The organism is Holophagales bacterium, assembly GCA_016719485.1.
GTDB lineage: Bacteria > Acidobacteriota > Thermoanaerobaculia > UBA5066 > UBA5066 > UBA5066.
In genome coordinates, this window is record JADJZB010000004.1 from 380001 (window position 1) to 397300 (window position 17300).

The 17300-nt window shown below is 69.9% G+C and carries 14 protein-coding genes (1 of these 14 only partly in view); 4 read left to right on the forward strand and 10 right to left on the reverse strand.

The features are described from left to right. The 7 genes from IPN03_04585 to IPN03_04615 form a co-directional block, all read right to left on the reverse strand. Nucleotides 1-502 carry the start of an efflux RND transporter periplasmic adaptor subunit gene (locus tag IPN03_04585; GenBank protein MBK9373005.1) on the reverse strand. Its footprint begins 833 nt before the window's first position, so only the first 502 of its 1335 coding nucleotides appear in the window; it begins with the start codon at nt 500-502; its stop codon lies beyond the left edge, outside the window. Nucleotides 503-506: 4 nt separating this feature from the next. Next, nucleotides 507-1580 (reverse strand): hypothetical protein, encoded by a 1074-nt coding sequence (locus IPN03_04590; protein MBK9373006.1) that lies wholly within the window; start codon nt 1578-1580, stop codon nt 507-509. Between the two features lie 55 nt (nt 1581-1635). Further along, nucleotides 1636-3456 carry a bifunctional riboflavin kinase/FMN adenylyltransferase gene (locus IPN03_04595; GenBank protein ID MBK9373007.1) on the reverse strand — a complete coding sequence of 607 codons (1821 nt, stop codon included), beginning with the start codon at nt 3454-3456 and terminating at the stop codon, nt 1636-1638. A 13-nt stretch (nt 3457-3469) separates the two neighbouring features. After that, a complete protein-coding gene (rimO, locus tag IPN03_04600) occupies nt 3470-4795 on the reverse strand; it encodes a 30S ribosomal protein S12 methylthiotransferase RimO (GenBank protein MBK9373008.1) in 1326 nt (441 codons plus the stop codon). 149 nt (nt 4796-4944) lie between these two features. Further along, entirely contained in the window at nt 4945-6999 is a 2055-nt protein-coding gene (gene aroF / locus IPN03_04605; protein ID MBK9373009.1) for a 3-deoxy-7-phosphoheptulonate synthase, read from the reverse strand. Between the two features lie 132 nt (nt 7000-7131). After that, nucleotides 7132-8439, reverse strand: coding sequence for an asparagine--tRNA ligase (gene asnS / locus IPN03_04610; protein MBK9373010.1), 1308 nt, complete (start codon nt 8437-8439; stop codon nt 7132-7134). A 52-nt stretch (nt 8440-8491) separates the two neighbouring features. Continuing rightward, a complete protein-coding gene (locus tag IPN03_04615) occupies nt 8492-8746 on the reverse strand; it encodes a hypothetical protein (protein MBK9373011.1) in 255 nt (84 codons plus the stop codon). Nucleotides 8747-8758: 12 nt separating this feature from the next. On the opposite strand from IPN03_04615, the gene IPN03_04620 reads away from it, so the two are divergent. The 3 genes from IPN03_04620 to IPN03_04630 all read left to right on the forward strand — a co-directional run bounded on the left by IPN03_04620 (nt 8759) and on the right by IPN03_04630 (nt 12829). Further along, on the forward strand, nt 8759-10042 hold the full coding sequence (locus IPN03_04620; GenBank protein MBK9373012.1) for an acyl-CoA dehydrogenase family protein: 1284 nt from the start codon (nt 8759-8761) through the stop codon (nt 10040-10042). Between the two features lie 91 nt (nt 10043-10133). Then, complete coding sequence (locus IPN03_04625) at nt 10134-11588, forward strand: DUF4388 domain-containing protein (protein MBK9373013.1); 1455 nt, start codon at nt 10134-10136, stop codon at nt 11586-11588. Nucleotides 11589-11608: 20 nt separating this feature from the next. Then, the gene (locus tag IPN03_04630) at nt 11609-12829 is read left to right on the forward strand and encodes a sensor domain-containing diguanylate cyclase (GenBank protein MBK9373014.1); all 1221 of its coding nucleotides are present in this window, start codon (nt 11609-11611) and stop codon (nt 12827-12829) included. On the opposite strand, the gene IPN03_04635 is transcribed toward IPN03_04630, so the two are convergent. Then, the gene (locus IPN03_04635) at nt 12813-13460 is read right to left on the reverse strand and encodes a DNA-3-methyladenine glycosylase (GenBank protein MBK9373015.1); all 648 of its coding nucleotides are present in this window, start codon (nt 13458-13460) and stop codon (nt 12813-12815) included. The genes IPN03_04630 and IPN03_04635 overlap by 17 nt on opposite strands. Here IPN03_04635 and IPN03_04640 point away from each other — a divergent pair. Then, nucleotides 13459-14430, forward strand: coding sequence for an NAD-dependent epimerase/dehydratase family protein (locus IPN03_04640; GenBank protein ID MBK9373016.1), 972 nt, complete (start codon nt 13459-13461; stop codon nt 14428-14430). The genes IPN03_04635 and IPN03_04640 overlap by 2 nt on opposite strands. A gap of 6 nt (nt 14431-14436) precedes the next feature. Here IPN03_04640 and IPN03_04645 read toward each other — a convergent pair whose 3' ends face one another. Together IPN03_04645 and dacB are read right to left on the reverse strand one after the other, a co-directional pair. Continuing rightward, nucleotides 14437-15696 (reverse strand): PP2C family protein-serine/threonine phosphatase, encoded by a 1260-nt coding sequence (locus IPN03_04645; protein ID MBK9373017.1) that lies wholly within the window; start codon nt 15694-15696, stop codon nt 14437-14439. A 52-nt stretch (nt 15697-15748) separates the two neighbouring features. Then, nucleotides 15749-17281 carry a D-alanyl-D-alanine carboxypeptidase/D-alanyl-D-alanine-endopeptidase gene (gene dacB / locus IPN03_04650; protein MBK9373018.1) on the reverse strand — a complete coding sequence of 511 codons (1533 nt, stop codon included), beginning with the start codon at nt 17279-17281 and terminating at the stop codon, nt 15749-15751. Between the last annotated feature and the right edge of the window lie 19 nt (nt 17282-17300).

Here is a 17300-nt window from a genome sequence, read left to right on the forward strand (position 1 = left end):
TGCGCGTGTAGGCGAGGTTCGTCTCGGCCTGCCTGAGGGCGGCCGTGGATTGTTCGACGGCGGCCGCCGCTCCGTCGCGGTTCGCCTTCGCCGTGTCGTACTCCGACTGCGCCTGCAGCTGCGCCTCGAGGAGCTTCTTCGCACGGGCGAGGACGAGCTCGGCGTTGCGCAGCTCCACCCTCGCCCGCTCGAGGTCGGCGCGCCGCTGGTCGACCGAGGTCTGGAAGGGGGTCGGGTCGAGCCCGGCGAGGAGCTGCCCCTTCTTCACCTCGGAGTTGAAGTCGGCGTGCAGGCTCGCGATGATCCCGGAAACCTGGCTCCCGACCTTGACGGTCGTCACCGCCGAGAGGGTTCCCGTCGCCGTGACGGTCGCCACGACGTCGCCCCTCGTGACCTTCTCCTTGCGGAACTTCGGGCCGCTCTTCTTGTCCTTCGAGAGGATCAGGACGCCTCCCGCGACGATGGCGGCGACGATCACCGCTCCGATCAGGGCCTTCTTCATCGAATCAGCCTTTCCCTCCCCGGCCGGCGCCGGGAGACGTCCCGAACGGGAACCGGACGACCAGCCCGAGCCGGAACGCGTTGAAGGTCCGTACGGATTCCCCGTTCCGGATTCTTCGCGCGGCGTACTCGACGGTGGCCTCGATCCCCTTGCGGCCGATCCAGACGGCCGCGGGCTGGTGGATTCTCTCGTTCGCATCGGCGTCCGTGTAACGCCACTCGCTGTAGGTGTAGCGGAAGATGACCGTCGGGAGCTCGAACCGGAACGCTCCGCGCCACGCCAGGCCGTCCATTTCGGCCGCAGGGCGGAACTCCCCCGCGGAAGGATCGCCCGCGGCCCGAACGAGCACCTGGAGCTCCAGCGAGATCGGTCCGAGGGTTCCCGTGACGTCGGCGAGGCCGTCGCTCCGTCGGTACTCGGCCCTTCCGTCCGTCGGGACGATGCGCGCCGTGCCGCCGGAAAGGCCGGGACGAAGCGTCCAGAGCCCCTTGTTGTAGAGGAATGTGACGCGGCCCGAAAAGCCGTCGTGAAGGAGCGCCGCCGGGTCCGATTCGACGCCTTTCCCTTCCTCTTCCCAGGCGACCCGGTCGTTCTGTCCGGCCCATCGCACCGCCCAGTCGATCGCGTGCCAGCCGAGAGGCCGGCTCCCCACGATCTGGACGCCCCAGTCGGGGTTCCGGTTGACGCCGTTCAGGGAGAAAAGGTCGCCCCCGAACGTCTGGTCGGCGAGACCGACGACGCTCACGACCTTTCCCGCACGCACCTCGCCAACGGGTGTGTCGACGAAGGCGTAGCCCTCCTCGAGCCAGAACGAGCCCGGGAAGTACTCCCGGAAGAGCCCTTCCCGGCCGCGCAACTCCAGGCGGGCACCCCATCCCTTCTCCCGGAAGGCGGCCGTCAGGAACGCGTAAAGGAGCTCCGCCTCCCGAAGGTCGCGGTCCCGCGTCGGTTCCAGGGCCGAAAGCGAGGCGCCGAGGACGAAGCGCGGGGGCTCGTCCGCCGGAGGATCGGCGGAGACGGGGCCGGGGATGACGAGGAGGCTCGGAACGAGCGCCCAGAGGAGCCGGGTAACTCTCAAGCCGGGCGATGATACGGCCCGGGGACGGAGAGGTTCTCGCACGGGGAGCATCCGCTCAGGCGGACGACTCGTCGGAGAGAGCGGAGAGGGCGGCGAAGCGGGCCGCGCGCCCCTCGACGACCCTGCGCACGCGCGTCCGGAAGGCGAGGACCTCGAGCTGACGAAGCCGGCTCGCCTCTCCGCTGCGACGCCGCTGCTGCTGCCTCGCGACGGCCAGCAGGAGGGCGCTCCTCACGTACTCCCGCCGCTCGTCGGCGCGGCCGAACCTCGGCTCCCGCCAGCGCCGCCAGGGGCTCACGAGGACGGCGAGGTCCTCGTCGGGAAGGATCCCGAGACGCGCCTCCTCGGAAAGCTCCCGCACGACGCGTCGACGCTCGAGGAAGACGGGAACGACCCAGGCGAGAAGACCGGCCAGCAGGCCCACGGCAGGCCCGACGGACCGAAGGTGGGGCGGAAGCGCTCCGCCCAGCGCCAGGAGGCCTCCCGCGATGACCGCCGGAAGGACGACGGCACTCGCCCACGCGAGCCCCCGGCGCCAGCCGACCTCCGTGTTTGCGCGGCAGCCCTCGGCGCCCCAGGTCGAAAGCGCGGCCGCGACCACCGTGCCGCCCAGGAGAGCCCCGGCGAGCCCCGCCCCTCGGAACGCGAGTCCGGCGACGGCACCGGCGCTCAGCGAGAGCGCGGCCGTCGCCCTCGCCGCCTCCGCGATGAGCGGCGAGTGACGCTCCGCCCCGAGAAACACCAGAACGAGAGACGCCACGAAGAGGCCGGCTCCGAGGACGACGGGTTGCGGGAGCGGATGGGGCCAGGCGCCGAACGCGGCGGCCGCTCCCGCCAGCCCCACCACGGCCGCCCCCTTCGGGCCGCGCGCCCGCCGGGCCGCGCCGACGGCGAGGAGCAGCAGCGCGAGGCGGGCGGCGAGAAGGACGGTCACTCTTCGCCTCGGGAGAGGAACCAGAGGCGCGTCGCCTCCACGTCGCGGCGGATCTGCGCCGTCAGCTCGAGCATCGAAGGGAAGACCTTCTCGTCCCGCAGGCGCTCGAAGAACGTCAGGCGGATCGGCTCGCCGTAGACGTCGGAGGAGAAGTCGAGGATGTAGGACTCCACCGTCGTCGCGTAGTCCTCGTAGACGGTCGGCCTGCGGCCGATGTTCGTGACGCAGGTGAAGGTCCGCTCGAAGGAGCGGAGGATGGACTTTCGTCACGTAGACGCCGTCTCGCGGGTAGAGCTCGTTGTCGGACTTCAGGTTGATCGTCGGGAACCCGATCTTCCGACCCATCCGGTCACCTTTGGCGATGAGGCCCTCCATCGCGAAGGGGCGCCCGAGGAGCCGCCGCGCCTCGGAGACCTTCCCCGCCTCCAGGAGGCTGCGAACCCGCGTCGAAGAGACCGGTTCCCCGTCCTCGGAAACGACGTCGAGGGGCACGACCTTGATCTCGGCCTCCTCCCCCAGCTGCGAGAGGAGCGTGACGTTGCCGCGCTTTCCGCATCCGAAAGCGAAGGCGGAGCCGACGTGGACTTCGCGCGCGCCGAGCGAGCGGCCGAGGAGGTCGCGGACGAACTCCTCGGCAGGCATCGCGGCGAACTCCCGCGTGAAGGGGACGACGACGAGGGCGTCGACCCCGAGGGCCGCGATCGCCTCTTCGCGCTGGCGAAGCGTCTGGATCAGCTTCGGTGCCCGCTGGGGATGGAGAATCCTCATCGGATGCGGGTCGAACGTCAGCACGACCGAAGGCGCGTCGAGCTCCCGGGCCCGGTCGACGACGCGGCGGAGCATCTCCTGGTGCCCGGTGTGGACACCGTCGAAATTCCCGATCGTCACGACGCCCCCTCGCGGGAGGTCCGTGCGCCGGAATGGGTCGACGTAGATGTTCACGGCTGGCGCGGGCTCACGTGACGATCCGCCCCACGAGATCGTAGTCGTGCGCTTCCGTCACCCGGACCTTCACGACGGTCCCGGGACGCGGAACGAAGCCATCGGGCGCGTCGTTGACCAGGAGCTTTCCGTCGATCTCGGGCGCCTGGCGCTTCAGGCGTCCCTCGAGGAGGAGCTCCGACTCGTCGGAGACCCCTTCGACGATCGCCTCGTGGACCTTTCCCTTCAGCAGGCGGTTCTTCCTGCGGGAAATCTCGCGCTGCGCCTCCATGACGGCCGCGCAGCGCTCGGCCTTCACCTCGGACGGGACCGGGTCGCCCAGACCCTCCGCCCCCGAACCAGGCTCCGGGGAATAAGGGAAGACGCCCAGGTGGTCGACCTCGACGTCCTTCACGAAGGAGAGGAGCTCCTCGAAGTCGGCGTCGGTCTCGGACGGAAAGCCGGCGATGAACGTCGTCCTGAGGGCGATCCCCGGAACCGTTTCGCGCATCCCGGCGAGCATGCGGGCGTAGCTCTCGGGATCGCCGCCCCTCTGCATCGCGGCGAGGACCCGGCGCGACACGTGCTGGAGCGGGATGTCGACGTACGGCACGAAGCGGGGCTCTTCCGCCATGAGCGCCAGGACCGACGCGTGCAGCGTCTTCGGATAGGCGTAGAGGAAGCGGATCCAGGGCAGCGACGTCTCTCTGAGGAGCGTCCTCACGAGCGTCGCGAGCCCCTCCCGGCCGAGACCGACATCCTCCCCGTAGCGGGTGGTGTCCTGTGAGATCAGGACGAGCTCGGAGATCCCCTGTGCCTCGAGGGAGAGCGCCTCGCGAACGAGGGACTCGACGGTTCGCGACCGCTGGAGCCCGCGCATCTGGGGGATCGTGCAGAACGTGCAGGGGTTGTTGCACCCCTCGGCCACCTTCAGGTACGCGTAGCCGCGCCGTCCCGTCAGGACGCGCGGCGCGAGGTCGTCGTAGAGGCGCGTGGCGAGCGGCTTGGCCGTGAAGCGCGGGAGCGACGGCAGGCCGAGCGCCGCGGCCGGCGCCTTCTCCAGCTCGTCGAGCCCGATGAAGTGGTCGACCTCCGGGATCTCCGCCGCCAGCTCGGCGCCGTACTTCTGGACCATGCAGCCTGCGACGACGACCCGGTCGATCTCCCCCGCCTCCTTGCGCCGGACCTGCTCGAGGACGGCGTTCACCGACTCCTCCTTGGCCTGGTCGATGAAGCCGCAGGTGTTGACGATGACCACCCGGGAGGTGTCCGGGTCACCGAGGGTCAGCCCCTCGCGCTGCAGGTAGCCGAGCATCACCTCGGTGTCGACGAGGTTCTTCGGGCAGCCAAGGGAGACGATTCCGACGGAGGGAAGCTTCAAGGCCATTTGCGGGTTCCTCGGGCGACGCGAAGCGGTCGCCGCGCGAACCCTTGATTATACCTGCCGCTCTCTTCCGGGGCCCCGCGACCCGGGAAGAGCGGAATCCGGGCCGGGCGGGGCGTGGAGCGTCACCACATCTTCACGCCCAGTGCCTGGGCGACGCGGCGAAGGTCCCCCATCATCGCCACGAAGAGGTCGGGCGTCAGCGCCTGGGCCCCGTCGCAGAGCGCCTCGGCGGGATTCGGGTGGACTTCCACGATCACGCCGTCGGCTCCCGCCGCGAGCGCCGCGCGCGCCATCGGCGCGACGAACGCGGTGATCCCCATCGCGTGCGACGGGTCGACGATGACCGGCAGGTGGGAGCGGGCCTTGAGGACCTGCACGGCCCCGAGGTCCAGGGTGTTCCGCGTCGAGGTCTCGAAGGTCCGGATGCCGCGCTCGCAGAGGACGACGTGCCGGTTCCCCGCCGACAGGATGTATTCCGCCGCCAGGAGGAGCTCCTCCACCGACGACATCATCCCGCGCTTCAGGAGGACCGGGCGCTTGCTCTGACCCACTTCCTTCAGCAGTGCGAAATTCTGCATGTTCCGCGCGCCGATCTGGAGCATGTCGGCTCCCAGCGCCACTTTCTCCACGTCCTCCGGCGACATCACCTCGGTGACGATCGGCAGGCCGTACTCCTGGCCGGCCCGGACGAGGATGTCGAGCCCCGCCATCCCGAGCCCCTGGAACGCGTAGGGGCTCGTGCGCGGCTTGAAGACGCCCCCCCTGAGGACCCGGCCTCCCCCTTCCCTCACGACGCGCGCCGCCTCGAAGACCTGGCCTTCGTTCTCCACGGCGCAGGGCCCCGCCACGACGACGAACCCCTCTCCGAAGACGACGTCGCCCACCTTGACGAGCGTCCGGCCGGCCTCGTCGCCCGCACGCCGCGCGGCGAGCGGGTAGGCGACCTTGCTCTCGGAAGCGAGGGGCGGCGCCGCCGGGCCCGGCGCCGCAGCCTCCTCGGCCGGGGAGAGGTCGACGTCCCTCGGCACCTGCAGGGACGGGTCCGCCTTCCGCGGGTAGCAGCCGAGGACGCGCAGGTACCGGGCGTTCCGTCCGATCCCCTCGAGGGCCGTCGCGACGCGCGGCTCCTCCACGTTCCCTTCGATGTCGACGTAGAACTGGTACTCCCACGGGGTGTTCTGCATCGAGCGGCTCTCGAGCTTCGTCATGTTGACCGAGGCGCGGGCCAGCTCGGAGAGGCACCTCTCGAGAGCCCCTTCCTTGTGGTCGGTCACGAGCAGCAGCGAGGTCCGGCAGGGAATCCGCACGTCGAAGCGAAAACGCCGCTTGTGGACGACGACGAACCGCGTCTGGTTGTTGCGCTGGTTGGCGATGTCGCGCCGGAGGACGACGAGGCCGTGGAGCTCTCCCGCCTCGGCGCTCGCGATGGCCGCGTTCTCCTCGCTCCCCAGCTCCTTCACCCGCCCCACGCTCGCGGCCGTGTCGAAGAAGCTCTCCGCGGTCGCCCCGGGCAGGCTCTCGAGGAACTCGGAACACTGCATGAGGGCCTGGGGATGGGAGTAGATCCGTTTCAGCCGGGCCAGGGGCACCTTCGAGATGCCGAGCAGGCAGTGCTCGACCGGCCAGACCTCCTCGCCCATGATGTGCAGCTTCGAAGTACCCAGGAGGGTGTAGGTCTCGTTGATGCTCCCGGCGACCGAGTTCTCGAGCGGCAGGATCGCGTAGTCGCACTCGTCCCTCTCGACGGCGTCGACCGCCTGCCGGAACGAGCGATAGCCGACGAATATCGGCTCTTCCGGGCGGTCTCCGAAGAACTTGCGTCCCGCGAGGTGGCTGTAGGCCCCCTCGGCTCCCTGGAACGCGACCCGCAGGACGTCCGGCTCGGCCCCCTCGTTCGCCTCGCGCGTCAGCCGGCTCTCCTGCCGTCGCACGGAAGCCTCGATGACGTCGCGGAAGATCTTGACGACGTGGAAAGCGTTCAGACCCCTTTTCTGGGCCTCCCGGCCAACCCGGGAGAGGAGGTCACGCTCCCGCTCGAGGTCCCTGAGGGAGAGATCCGACTCCCGGCTCTTCAACGCCGCCACCTCGTCGACGACCGCCGACCTCTCCGCGAGGAGATCGAGCATCGCGGCATCGATCCGGTCGAGGGCGGCCCGGACCTTCGGCAGGTCGCTCATAGCCTTCTCCGGGGCCGCGGCGGGGGGGGGGGGGCCCGCCGGGGGGGGGGGGGGGGGGGGGGGGGGGGGGGGGGGGGGGGGGGGGGGGGGGGGGGGGGGGGGGGGGGGGGGGGGGGGGGGGGGTCCCCGGCTTCATGGATAGATCCTGTACAGCATCCGGGGGTACGGGATGCACTCGCGCAGGTGCGGCACGCCGCACATCCACGCCGTGAAGCGCTCGAGCCCCATGCCGAAGCCCGAATGCGGGAACGTCCCGTACTTCCTCACGTCGAGGTACCACTGGAACGCCTCGATCGGCAGCTCCTGCTGCCGGATCCGCGCGAGGAGGAGGTCGTGGTCGTGGATCCTCTGCGAGCCGCCGATCAGCTCTCCGTAGCCCTCCGGCGCGAGGACGTCGACGCAGAGCGCCACCTCGGGGTCGGCCGGATCCGGCTGCATGTAGAAGGCCTTGATGGACGACGGGTAGCGGGTGACGAGGACGGGCGTGTCGAACCCCTCGGTCAGGGCCGTCTCCTCGTCGCCGCCGAGGTCGTCCCCGAACGTCACCGGGAATCCCTTGCCCGCCAGGTTCTCGATCGCCTCGCGGTAGGTCATCCGCGTGAAGGGCCTCGTCGCCGTCGCCTCGAGCTTCGTCGTGTCCCGCTCGAGGCGCTTCAGGTCCTCTTTCCGGCGGTCGAGAACGCGCGTCGTCAGCTCCTTGATGAACTCCTCGGCGAGGTCGAGAAGGCCGTCGATCTCCATGAAGGCGACCTCGGGCTCGACCATCCAGAACTCGCGCAGGTGCCGGCGGGTCTTCGACTTCTCGGCCCGGAAGGTCGGCCCGAAGCAGTAGACCTTCCCGAGCGCGGCGCAGGCGGGCTCGAGATAGAGCTGGCCGGACTGTGAGAGGTAGGCTTTTTCGTCCTCGGTGTACTGCGTCTCGAAGAGGTTCGAGGTCCCCTCGCAGGCATTCGGCGTCAGGATCGGCGAGTCGACCTTCGTGTACCCGCGGGAGTGGTAGAAGTCGTGGATCGCGCTCTCCACCTCGCTCCGCACTTTCAGGATCGCCACCTGCCTCGCCGAGCGGAGCCAGAGGTGCCTCTGTGACATCAGGAAATCGACGCCGTGCTCCTTCGGGGTGATCGGCCAATCGTGGCAGAGCGAGAGGACGGCGAGGCCCGTCACGCCCAGCTCGACGCCCCCTTCCTGGCGGGGCGCCTCGCGTACGACTCCCGTCACCTCGAACGACGACTCCTGCGTCAGGGTGCCGGATGATTCCCAGACTTCTTCCGGGACCTCCTTCTTCACGACGACGCACTGGAGGTACCCGGAGCCGTCCCGGAGGACGAGGAAGCGGATCTTCCCGCTGTCGCGCCGGTTGTAGAGCCACCCCTTCAGGGTGACCGTTTCGCCGACGGAAGAAGAGAGGCCGGAGATGGGGGGAGCGGAGCCGTTCGACATAGACGCCGAATTTAGCAGGCGGCGGGCCGAACGCCCCTGAGGGCTGCGCCCTCTACCTCCCGCGGACGCGGAAGGCCTGGATGACCGTGAGAGCCTGGGAGATCCGGAGGAGCCTCCGGTTCTTCTTCTGGCTGGCGTCCGCGTCGTCCTGGGCGACGACCGTTCCGCGGGTCTCGCGGGCGGCCCGCTCGAGCTCGGCCTGGAGCGCCGCCAGCTCGTGCGCCTCGAACTTCTTCAGCATCACGCTGTTGAGGGTCAGGTACCCCTCGGCCAGGTCGGCGGCGGACTTCCAGGCGGGAGCGGCCATGAGGCAGGCAGGATGCGCCCCGGCCGCCCGGCCCGTCAACGCCCGCGTGCTAGATTCCTCCACGTCCGCGCGCGGCCCCCCACCGTAGTGCGTCCGAGGAGGCATTCCGTGGCATTTCAGGGTGTCGATTTCTTCCAGCTCGACGGGCTCCTTTCCGACGAGGAGAGGGCCGTGCGAGACCTCGTCCGCGACTTCGTCGACAACGAGGTCCTGCCGATCATCGAGGAGTGCGCCTACGAGGGGCGATTCCCGCTCGAGCTCGTCCCGAAGATGGCCGCCCTGAACCTCTTCGGGCCGACGATCTCCGACTACGGGCTTCCCGGCCTGTCGAACGTGGCCTACGGGCTCATCACCCAGGAGCTCGAGAGGGGCGACTCCGGCATCCGGTCGTTCGCCTCCGTCCAGTCGTCCCTCGTCATGTTCCCGATCTGGAAGTACGGGTCGAAGGAGCAGAAGGACCGATGGATCCCGGCGCTCGCCAAGGGGGAGGCGATCGGCTGTTTCGGCCTCACCGAGCCGGACTTCGGATCGAACCCGGGCGGGATGCGCACCGTCGCGAAGCGGGACGGCGACGCCTGGGTCCTGAACGGCGCCAAGGCGTGGATCACGAACGGCTCGATCGCCGACGTGGCCGTCGTCTGGGCGAAGGTCGGCGGATCCGACGGGAGGATCCAAGGCTTCCTGGTCGAGAAGGGAACACCGGGGTTCACGACGTCCGAGCACAGGATGAAGATGTCGCTGCGGGCCGCCGTCACCTCGCAGCTCGCGTTCGAGGACTGCCGGATCCCGGCGGAGAACGTCCTGCCCGGCGTCGACGGCCTCAAGGGGCCGCTCTCCTGCCTGACGCAGGCCCGCTACGGCATCTCCTGGGGCGGCATCGGCTCCGCCATGGCGACGTACACCTGTGCCCTCGACTACGCCAAGAGCCGCAAGCAGTTCATGGACCGGCCGATCGCCTCCCACCAGATGGTCCAGGAGAAGCTCGCCTTCATGATCACCGAGATCACGAAGGGGCAGCTCCTCTCCCTCCAGCTCGGCCGGATGAAGGACGCCGGGACGATGAAGCCGGAGCACGTCTCCATGGCCAAGAGGAACAACGTCTGGGTGGCCCGCGAGTGCGCGAAGCTGGCCCGCGAGATCCTCGGCGCGAACGGGATCGTCGGCGAGTACCCCGTCTTCCGGCACCTCGCCAACATCGAGTCGGTCTTCACCTACGAGGGGACTCACGACATCCACACCCTCGTCCTGGGCCAGGCCGTCACCGGGATCCCCGCCTACAACCCCCCCGCCGAATAGTCCGGCGCTTCCCCTTCCGGGACGGGCCTCTCAGACGGTCCGTTCCGGAAGGCACCCCGGAACGCCGATGTCCCCTTAGAATGCCATCCGGATGGCCATCACCGGGAACCTCCGGACGATGCAGTTGTCGGAGCTGCTCCAATGGCTCTCCATGGGGCAGAAGACAGGTACGCTGGCCATTCGGGGCGGCTCGGGTGAGAAGCGGATCTACTTCCAGAACGGGCGGATCATCTCCTCCTCCTCGACGATCGAGCGCGAGTACCTGGGCCACTTCCTCGTCTCGTACGGCTACATCACGGAGGAGGAGCTGACCAAGGCGATGGAGGTGCAGGAGGAGTCGAAGATCCTCCTGGGGAAGATCCTCGTCATGATCGGGGCGATCGCCGAGGAGGACCTCGTCGAGCTGATCCGCCTCAAGGCCTGCGAGACGATCTTCGACATCTTCCTCTGGCCGGAGGGCGCCTTCCACTTCATCGACGGCGAGATCCCCCAGCGGCCGATGATCCCGATCGCCATCGACGTCACGGGGATCGTCATGGAGGGCCTGCGCCGGTACGACGAGTGGCAGCGGCTCAAAGAGCGGATCGTCTCGATGCGCGACATCCCGACCGTGGTCGCGCCGGTCGCCGCCGATTCCCTCGCCGAACCTCAGCGCATCATCCTTCGCAGCATCGACGGCGTCCGAAACCTCGCGGAGATCGCCGAGGCGACCCACAACCCGGACTTCCCCGTCGCCAAGCTCGTCTTCGACCTGCTCGAGAGCGGCCACGTCTCTCTGGCGTCCGCTTCGAGCATCGTCCCGCCGCGCAGCTCCGAGCTGACGCCGGAAGACCCCTACGAGACGGTGTTCGAGGAAGCGGCCACGCCTCACTTCGAAGGGATCCCGGACACCGCGGACGAGCTGAACATTCCGCCGCCGCCCGCGGACGCCCGACCGGCGCCGCAGAAAGACTTCACGCGGTTCCTTCGCCGAGGCCCCGACAGCAGCGGCCACATGGCCCGCCCGCCGGGCCCGGTGACGACGTCGATGTCGGCGCCCGTCGCTGCCCCGCCGCCCGTACCTCCGCCCTCGACGAGCTTCCGGCCGTCCCCACCCGTTTCCAGCCCCGTCCCGCCGCCGTCGTCCGGCTCGTTCAGGACCACGGACCGTTCGGCGGCCTCATTCCTCGAGGTCGGGGCCCCGCCGGCGTCCGTCCCCTGGCCTCCGGCCTCCGCCGTGTTCCGTTCGCCGCAGTCCGCCCCGGCGCCCCCCGTCTCGGTCTCCGTCCGGGTCCCGCAGTCCCCTCCGCCCTCCCAGGGCAACCTGCCTGCCCCTTCCTCCACCTCCTTCTCGAGCGCGATCGCCGCTGCGGCCATCCCGTCGCTGACGCGGCCGATGGAAGAGCTCATGTCCTGGTCGTTCACGCCGAACGAGGCGTTCATCCTGTCCCGGATCAACGGCCTGTGGGACGTCCGCTCGATCGCGAAGATCAGCCCGTTCCCCGAGGGGGAGGTCCGCAGGGTCTTCGAGAAGCTCCACGACGGCGGGCTCATCCGCTGGCGCTGACCAGAGGACCTCGGCATCCGGTGGACCTCCTCTCGCTCACGAACCTGCTCGCTCCCTCCCTGATCGCGGCCGGGGGCTTCGTGGCGTTCCAGATGTGTCGCCGGAATGCCGAACAGGAGCGCCGGAGGCGTGAAACCAGCGCTGCCGCTGAGCGCACGGCACTCCTCCTCGAGGACGAGGCCCTGCGCACGAGGCTTCACGCGGCGAACGAGGCGCTCCGCCTTCGCGCGGAGGCTCTTCACCGGATTCTCCGCGCGTCCACCGAGCTCAAGGCGCACCTCCCTCTCGAGACCGTCCTCGCCAACATCGTCCGGGCCGCCTCGGCGAGTCTCGGCTACCGGTTCGTCCTTCTTTCCCTTCACGACCGCGCCGACGGCGTGCTCGCACCGCGGGCGCACGTCGGGCTCTCCGACCGGTGGCCGGAGCTCGAGCCTCTCCGCATCCCATCCGAGCGGATCGCCGGCACGCGCTCGGCCGCCGGCTCCCCGTCGCCGTTCTCCGCGCTGCTTCCACGGTCCCCGCTCGACGAGGTCGTCTCCGTCGCCCTCGTCGCCGGCGAGCAGCTCGTCGGCCTTCTCGAGCTCGCGGGCCCCGACCGGGCCGACGCCGTGGGCGAGGAGGACCGGATCGTCCTGGAGCTCTTCGGAAGCCAGGTGGTCAACGCGATCCGGCTCGCCCGCGCCCACGAGACGACGCGCCTCGGCTCGCTCCGAGACCCTCTCACAGGCATCGCGAACCACGGACACTTCCAGGAGACTCTGTACCGCGAGGTGACGCGCCACGCCCGGAGCGGAGAACGGCTCGTTCTGCTGATGGCGGACCTCGACGACTTCAAGACGGTCAACGACCGGCACGGACACCCCGCCGGCGACGCCGTCCTGAAGGCCGTCGTCGCCCGCATCCTGGAGTCGGTCCGGGAGATGGACACCGTGGCCCGGTACGGCGGGGAGGAGTTTTCGATCATCCTCCCCCAGACGGACGCCGACAGCGGACGACGCGTTGCGGAGAGGCTCCGGGCCGCCGTCGCCTCCTCGCCCGTACAGGCCGGCGCCCCGGAGCCGCTGCGACTCACCATCTCGATCGGGCTCGCCGTCTACCCCGACGACACGGTCTCGAAGGGGGGGCTCGTCGAGTGCGCCGACAGGGCGCTCTACGCCGCGAAGAGAACGGGAAAGAACCGGGTCGTGAGATTCACGAAAGTCCCCGCGTCCGCGGAGTCGCTCCTCACGGGACGGACCTGAGCCGGGACCGGCGCGTCACCGCGGGGCAATCGGCGACGGCGAATCGGAGGGGCCAGGCGGCGGCTTCGCCCGCGTAGTCGACGCCGACGCGCGGGCCCGAGAGGACCCCGCGCGGACCTCCAGCGAGAGGCAGGAGAAGGTCCAGGCCGGGGCCCCGAAGCGGGATTCCCGACATCTCGCGGCCGACCGAGAGAGTCCGGCAGAGCCGTCCCGGTCCGGAGGCCGAAAGCAGGTCGTGGCGGGACACGTCCCGTCCCTTCCACCACTCCACGGGCACGGCCGCCCGCAGCAGGACTGCCTGAGGCAACCCCTCCGCCCCCGTGACGACGTTGAGGCAGTCGTGGACTCCGTAGACCCGATACACGTACGCGTGGCCCGGCGGACCCCACATCGGCTCGACGCGCGGCGTCCGCCGGCCGTTCCAGGTGTGGGCTGCCCGGTCGGTGATTCCGAGGTAGGCCTCGGTCTCGACGATCACCACCGTTCGCGCCGGAAGGCCCGGAAGGCGCCGGACGAGACGGCAGCCCAGGAGAGCGCGCGCCACCTCCTCCGTCGGTTTCTCCCAGAAGGCCCTCGGCGGCCGTGTGGCTTGTCCGGCTGGCGTCACACCGCTATTCTCGCGGACGATCATGACAGTCCACGTTCCGCAGCCCTCCGCCGGCTGCTCGGTCCTCGTCACCGGGGGCGCCGGGTTCATCGGTTCCCACGTGGCCGACGCCCTGCTGGCGCAGGGCCATCGCGTCGTCGTTCTCGACGATCTCTCGACGGGCGATCTGAAGCGCGTTCCGCCGGGCGCCCGATTCGTGAAGGCGGACATCCGGGAGCCGGGCCTCGACGCGCTTCTGCTCGAGGAGAGGATCGACACCGTCTTCCATCTCGCCGCCCAGGTCGACGTGAGGAAGTCGGTCGAGGACCCCGTCCACGACGCCGGGGTGAACGTCCTCGGGACGATCCGCGTCGCGCAGGCGGCCGGCCTCGCGGGCGTGGCCCAGGTCGTCTTCTCCTCGAGCGGAGGGGCGATCTACGGCGAACCCGAGGGACTGATGGCCGGCGAAGACCATCCCCTGAACCCCTGCTCGGCCTACGGCGTCGCCAAGCTCGCCGGCGAGAAGTACCTCGCCGCGCTCGCCCCGGCCGCGGGCTACCTTCTCACGGTCCTGCGCTACGCCAACGTCTACGGGCCCCGGCAGGACGGGCGCGGCGAGGCGGGTGTCATCGGGATCTGGATGAACCGCCTCCTCTCGGGGCAGGACGCGGTCGTGAACGGGGACGGCCGGCAGACACGCGACTTCGTTCACGTCGCCGACGTCGTGGCGGCGAACCAGGCGGCCTTCCTGCACCGTGTCGGCGGGACCTTCAACGTCGGGACGGGTGTCGAGACGAGCGTTTCGGAACTCTACGGCCTCGTTGCCGGCGCCTGTGGCGTTCCCACGCCCCCGCGCTTCGGCCCGGCGAAACCCGGCGAGCAGCGCAGGAGCGTCCTCGACCCGTCGCGCGCGCGGGCGGCGCTCGGCCTGAGCGAGTTCGTGGCGCTCGCCGAAGGGATGCAGGCCACCTCGGAGTGGTTCCGTCTCCACCGGGCCCAGCAGGGCCTCGGCTGACGGCCGTCAGGAAGACACGGGAGGCGACAGGGTCGGCGCGGGGAGACGGGGCAGTGACGCGTCCCTGGGACGCCCCGTCCGCCGGATCACGATGACCGTCCGGTCGTCTTCCGCCGGACGGCCCGCGCTGAAGTCGCTCACCGCCGACATGACCTTCTCCGCGGTCTCCTTCGCGGACCTCTTCCGGTAGTCGAGGAGGATGCGCCGGACGCGGTCCAGGCCGAACTCGCGGCCCCTCAGGTCGTGGGCCTCGACGATGCCGTCGGTGTACAGGAAGAAGAGATCGCCCGGCTCCATCTTCACCGCCCGGCGCGTGTACGGGGCGTTCGGGGACGGGCCGAGCACCATCCCGGTGGACTCCATCTCCGTGAAGCTCCGGCTCCGGGCGTGCAGGTGGAGCGGCCCGGGATGACCGGCGTTGGCGTAGATGATCTCGCCGTTCGCCTCGAACTCGCCGTAGAACAGGGACACGAACTTCGTGGAGAGGCGGCTCTTGTTCAGTATCCGGTTCAGCCTCTCGATGACCCGGGCGATCTTCAGGTCGCCGCCGATGCCCATCCTCAGGCCCACGTAGACGTCGCGCACGAGGAGTGCGGCGAGGAGCCCGTGCCCGGAGGCGTCCGCGATCGCCGCTCCGAAGCCGTCGGGGCCGAGCTTCAGGAAGTCGTAAAAGTCCCCCCCGACGGCGTCGGCTGGCGTCGTCACCGCGTAGACCTCGTAGTCTCCGACTTCGGGGAACGTGCGCGGGAGGATCGACTGCTGGATGCGGCGGGCTTCCTCGAGAAGGCTCTCGAGCTTCTCGCTCCTCACCTTCGAATCGAGCACCGTCCGGATGATCCCGAGCGATACGAGCAGGTCGTCGGCCGCGACGCGCGGGTGGACGTCGAAAGAGAGGATGTAGGCGCTGTCGCCGAACGAGACCGCGGCGAATCGCGAGACGCCGAGACGCGCCTCGAGCTCGCGGTCGACCGAGGGGTCCTTCAGGTCGGCGAGGACGACCCCCTCGTCGAGGGCCCTGCGGATCGGACCGTACGACCTCGGAACCGAGAGACCCTCGGGGACCTTCCGGGAGCGGCCGAAGCCGCGCTTGAGGACGTAGTCGTCGTCTTCCAGCTGGTAGAGGCGGCCTCCGATGATCCCGAGCTCGGAGCGGAAGTTTCCGACGACGGCTTCGCCGACGGCGGTGACGGTGGAGAGGACGTCGTCGCCCCCCTCGATGGCGGAGAGGGTCTTTTCGACGTTCTTGAGGAGCGCTCTGTAGTCCATAGGCGAGCCGTCGACTATACGCCCCGCCCGGATCCCGGTCCTCCCGGGAGGCTCAGCCCCAGCGGGCCAGCTCGGCGAGGATCCGGTCCTGCCAGGCGTGGCCCCGTCCCTCGGAGCAGCCGCCGTTGGCCAGGATGACGAAGGCGTAGCGCTGGCCGCTCCGGGCTTCGACGTAGCCGGTGAGGGTTACGACACCCGCGATGTTCCCGGTCTTGGCGAAGACCTTCCCGCGGGTGTCCGCCCCGAGCATCCGGTAGCGGAGGGAACCGGCCATGTCGCCCGTCACGGCGAGCGTCGGCTCGAACGCCTGGAAATGCCGCCACCGGGTTGCGAGGGCCTGGAGGAAGTCGAGGTAGGCCGCCGCCGTCGAGCGGTTCTCGCGCGAACGACCCGAGCCGTCGGCGATCCGGTAGCGGGACGGGTCGAGTCCGAGTGACCGGAGGAACTCGGCGACTTCGCTCCGGCCAGCTTCCCAGGTTCCGGACCCGCGCCTCTCGGCCCCCAGCGTCTTCAGGACCTGCTCGGCGTAGAAGGACTGGGACCTCTTGTTGCAGACGGCGAGCACGGGGAGGATCGGGGTCTCGTGGACGTGAAGGACCGTCTGCGGTGTGCCCTGCCTGGGCGCCTGCGTCCGGACCTCGGGGGGGCCACCCACCTCGATCCCCGTTTCCCGGAGGACTTTCGTGAAGGCCGCCGCGAGGTAGAGAGGCGGGTCCACGACGGTGACGTCGCCCGACCACGTCGTCCGCGAGCCGACGACTCCCGATGCGACGACCCGCGGGCTGCCCGCGCGCCGGGAGACGCCGACGTTCGCCCCTCGCCCGCGATGCGTCGAGACCCGGCCGACGACCGACATGAGGAACGGCTGCGCCGGGTAGAAGCCCAGGCTGGCCCTCCCGCCGGGGCGGAACGCACCCGTCACCCGGACGAGGACGACGTTGTCGTTGTAGGACAGGGCCGAGACCGGGGCCTGCCACCAGTGCTGCTCCTGCGCGGCCGGCCAGTCCGGGTGCGTCCTCTCGTCGTCGAAGAAAGAGGTGTCGAGGAGGAGGCCATCCCGGATCGACCGCACCCCGCGTGCCGCCAGGGCCTCGGACCAGGGACGAAAGACGGCCCACGGATCGTTGTCGTAGAGGCGCCCGGAAATGGCCGGATCGCCCCCGCCGCGAATCACGAGACGCCCCGGCAGGGTCCCGTCCGGCAGGAGCTCTCCCTCCCGCAGCAGAGTCGTACGGAACCGGTAGCCGGGTCCGAGCCGGTCGAGGGCGGCCGCGGTCGTGAAGAGCTTCGTCGTCGAGGCGAGGATCAGCTCGGCATCGGCGTTGTAGGAGAAGACGACCGGCTGTCCGACGGGCGCGATCGCCACGGCGACCTGGGAGCGGTCGCGGACCGGTCCCCGGCGGGCAACCGCGGCGAGCCGTTCGGAGAGGGTCATCTCCCGCGCGGGCCGGAAGACCGTCAGCTTTCGGGGCGCCGTCGCCTTCCTGCTGGAGGCGGACTCGGCGGGACCGCCCGAGAACGCCAGCACGGCCACCACCCAGACCGCGCCCCACGAGCGACTGCGTTTACGCTCTCTCGTCGTCACCGGGTCTGATTGTAGGCGA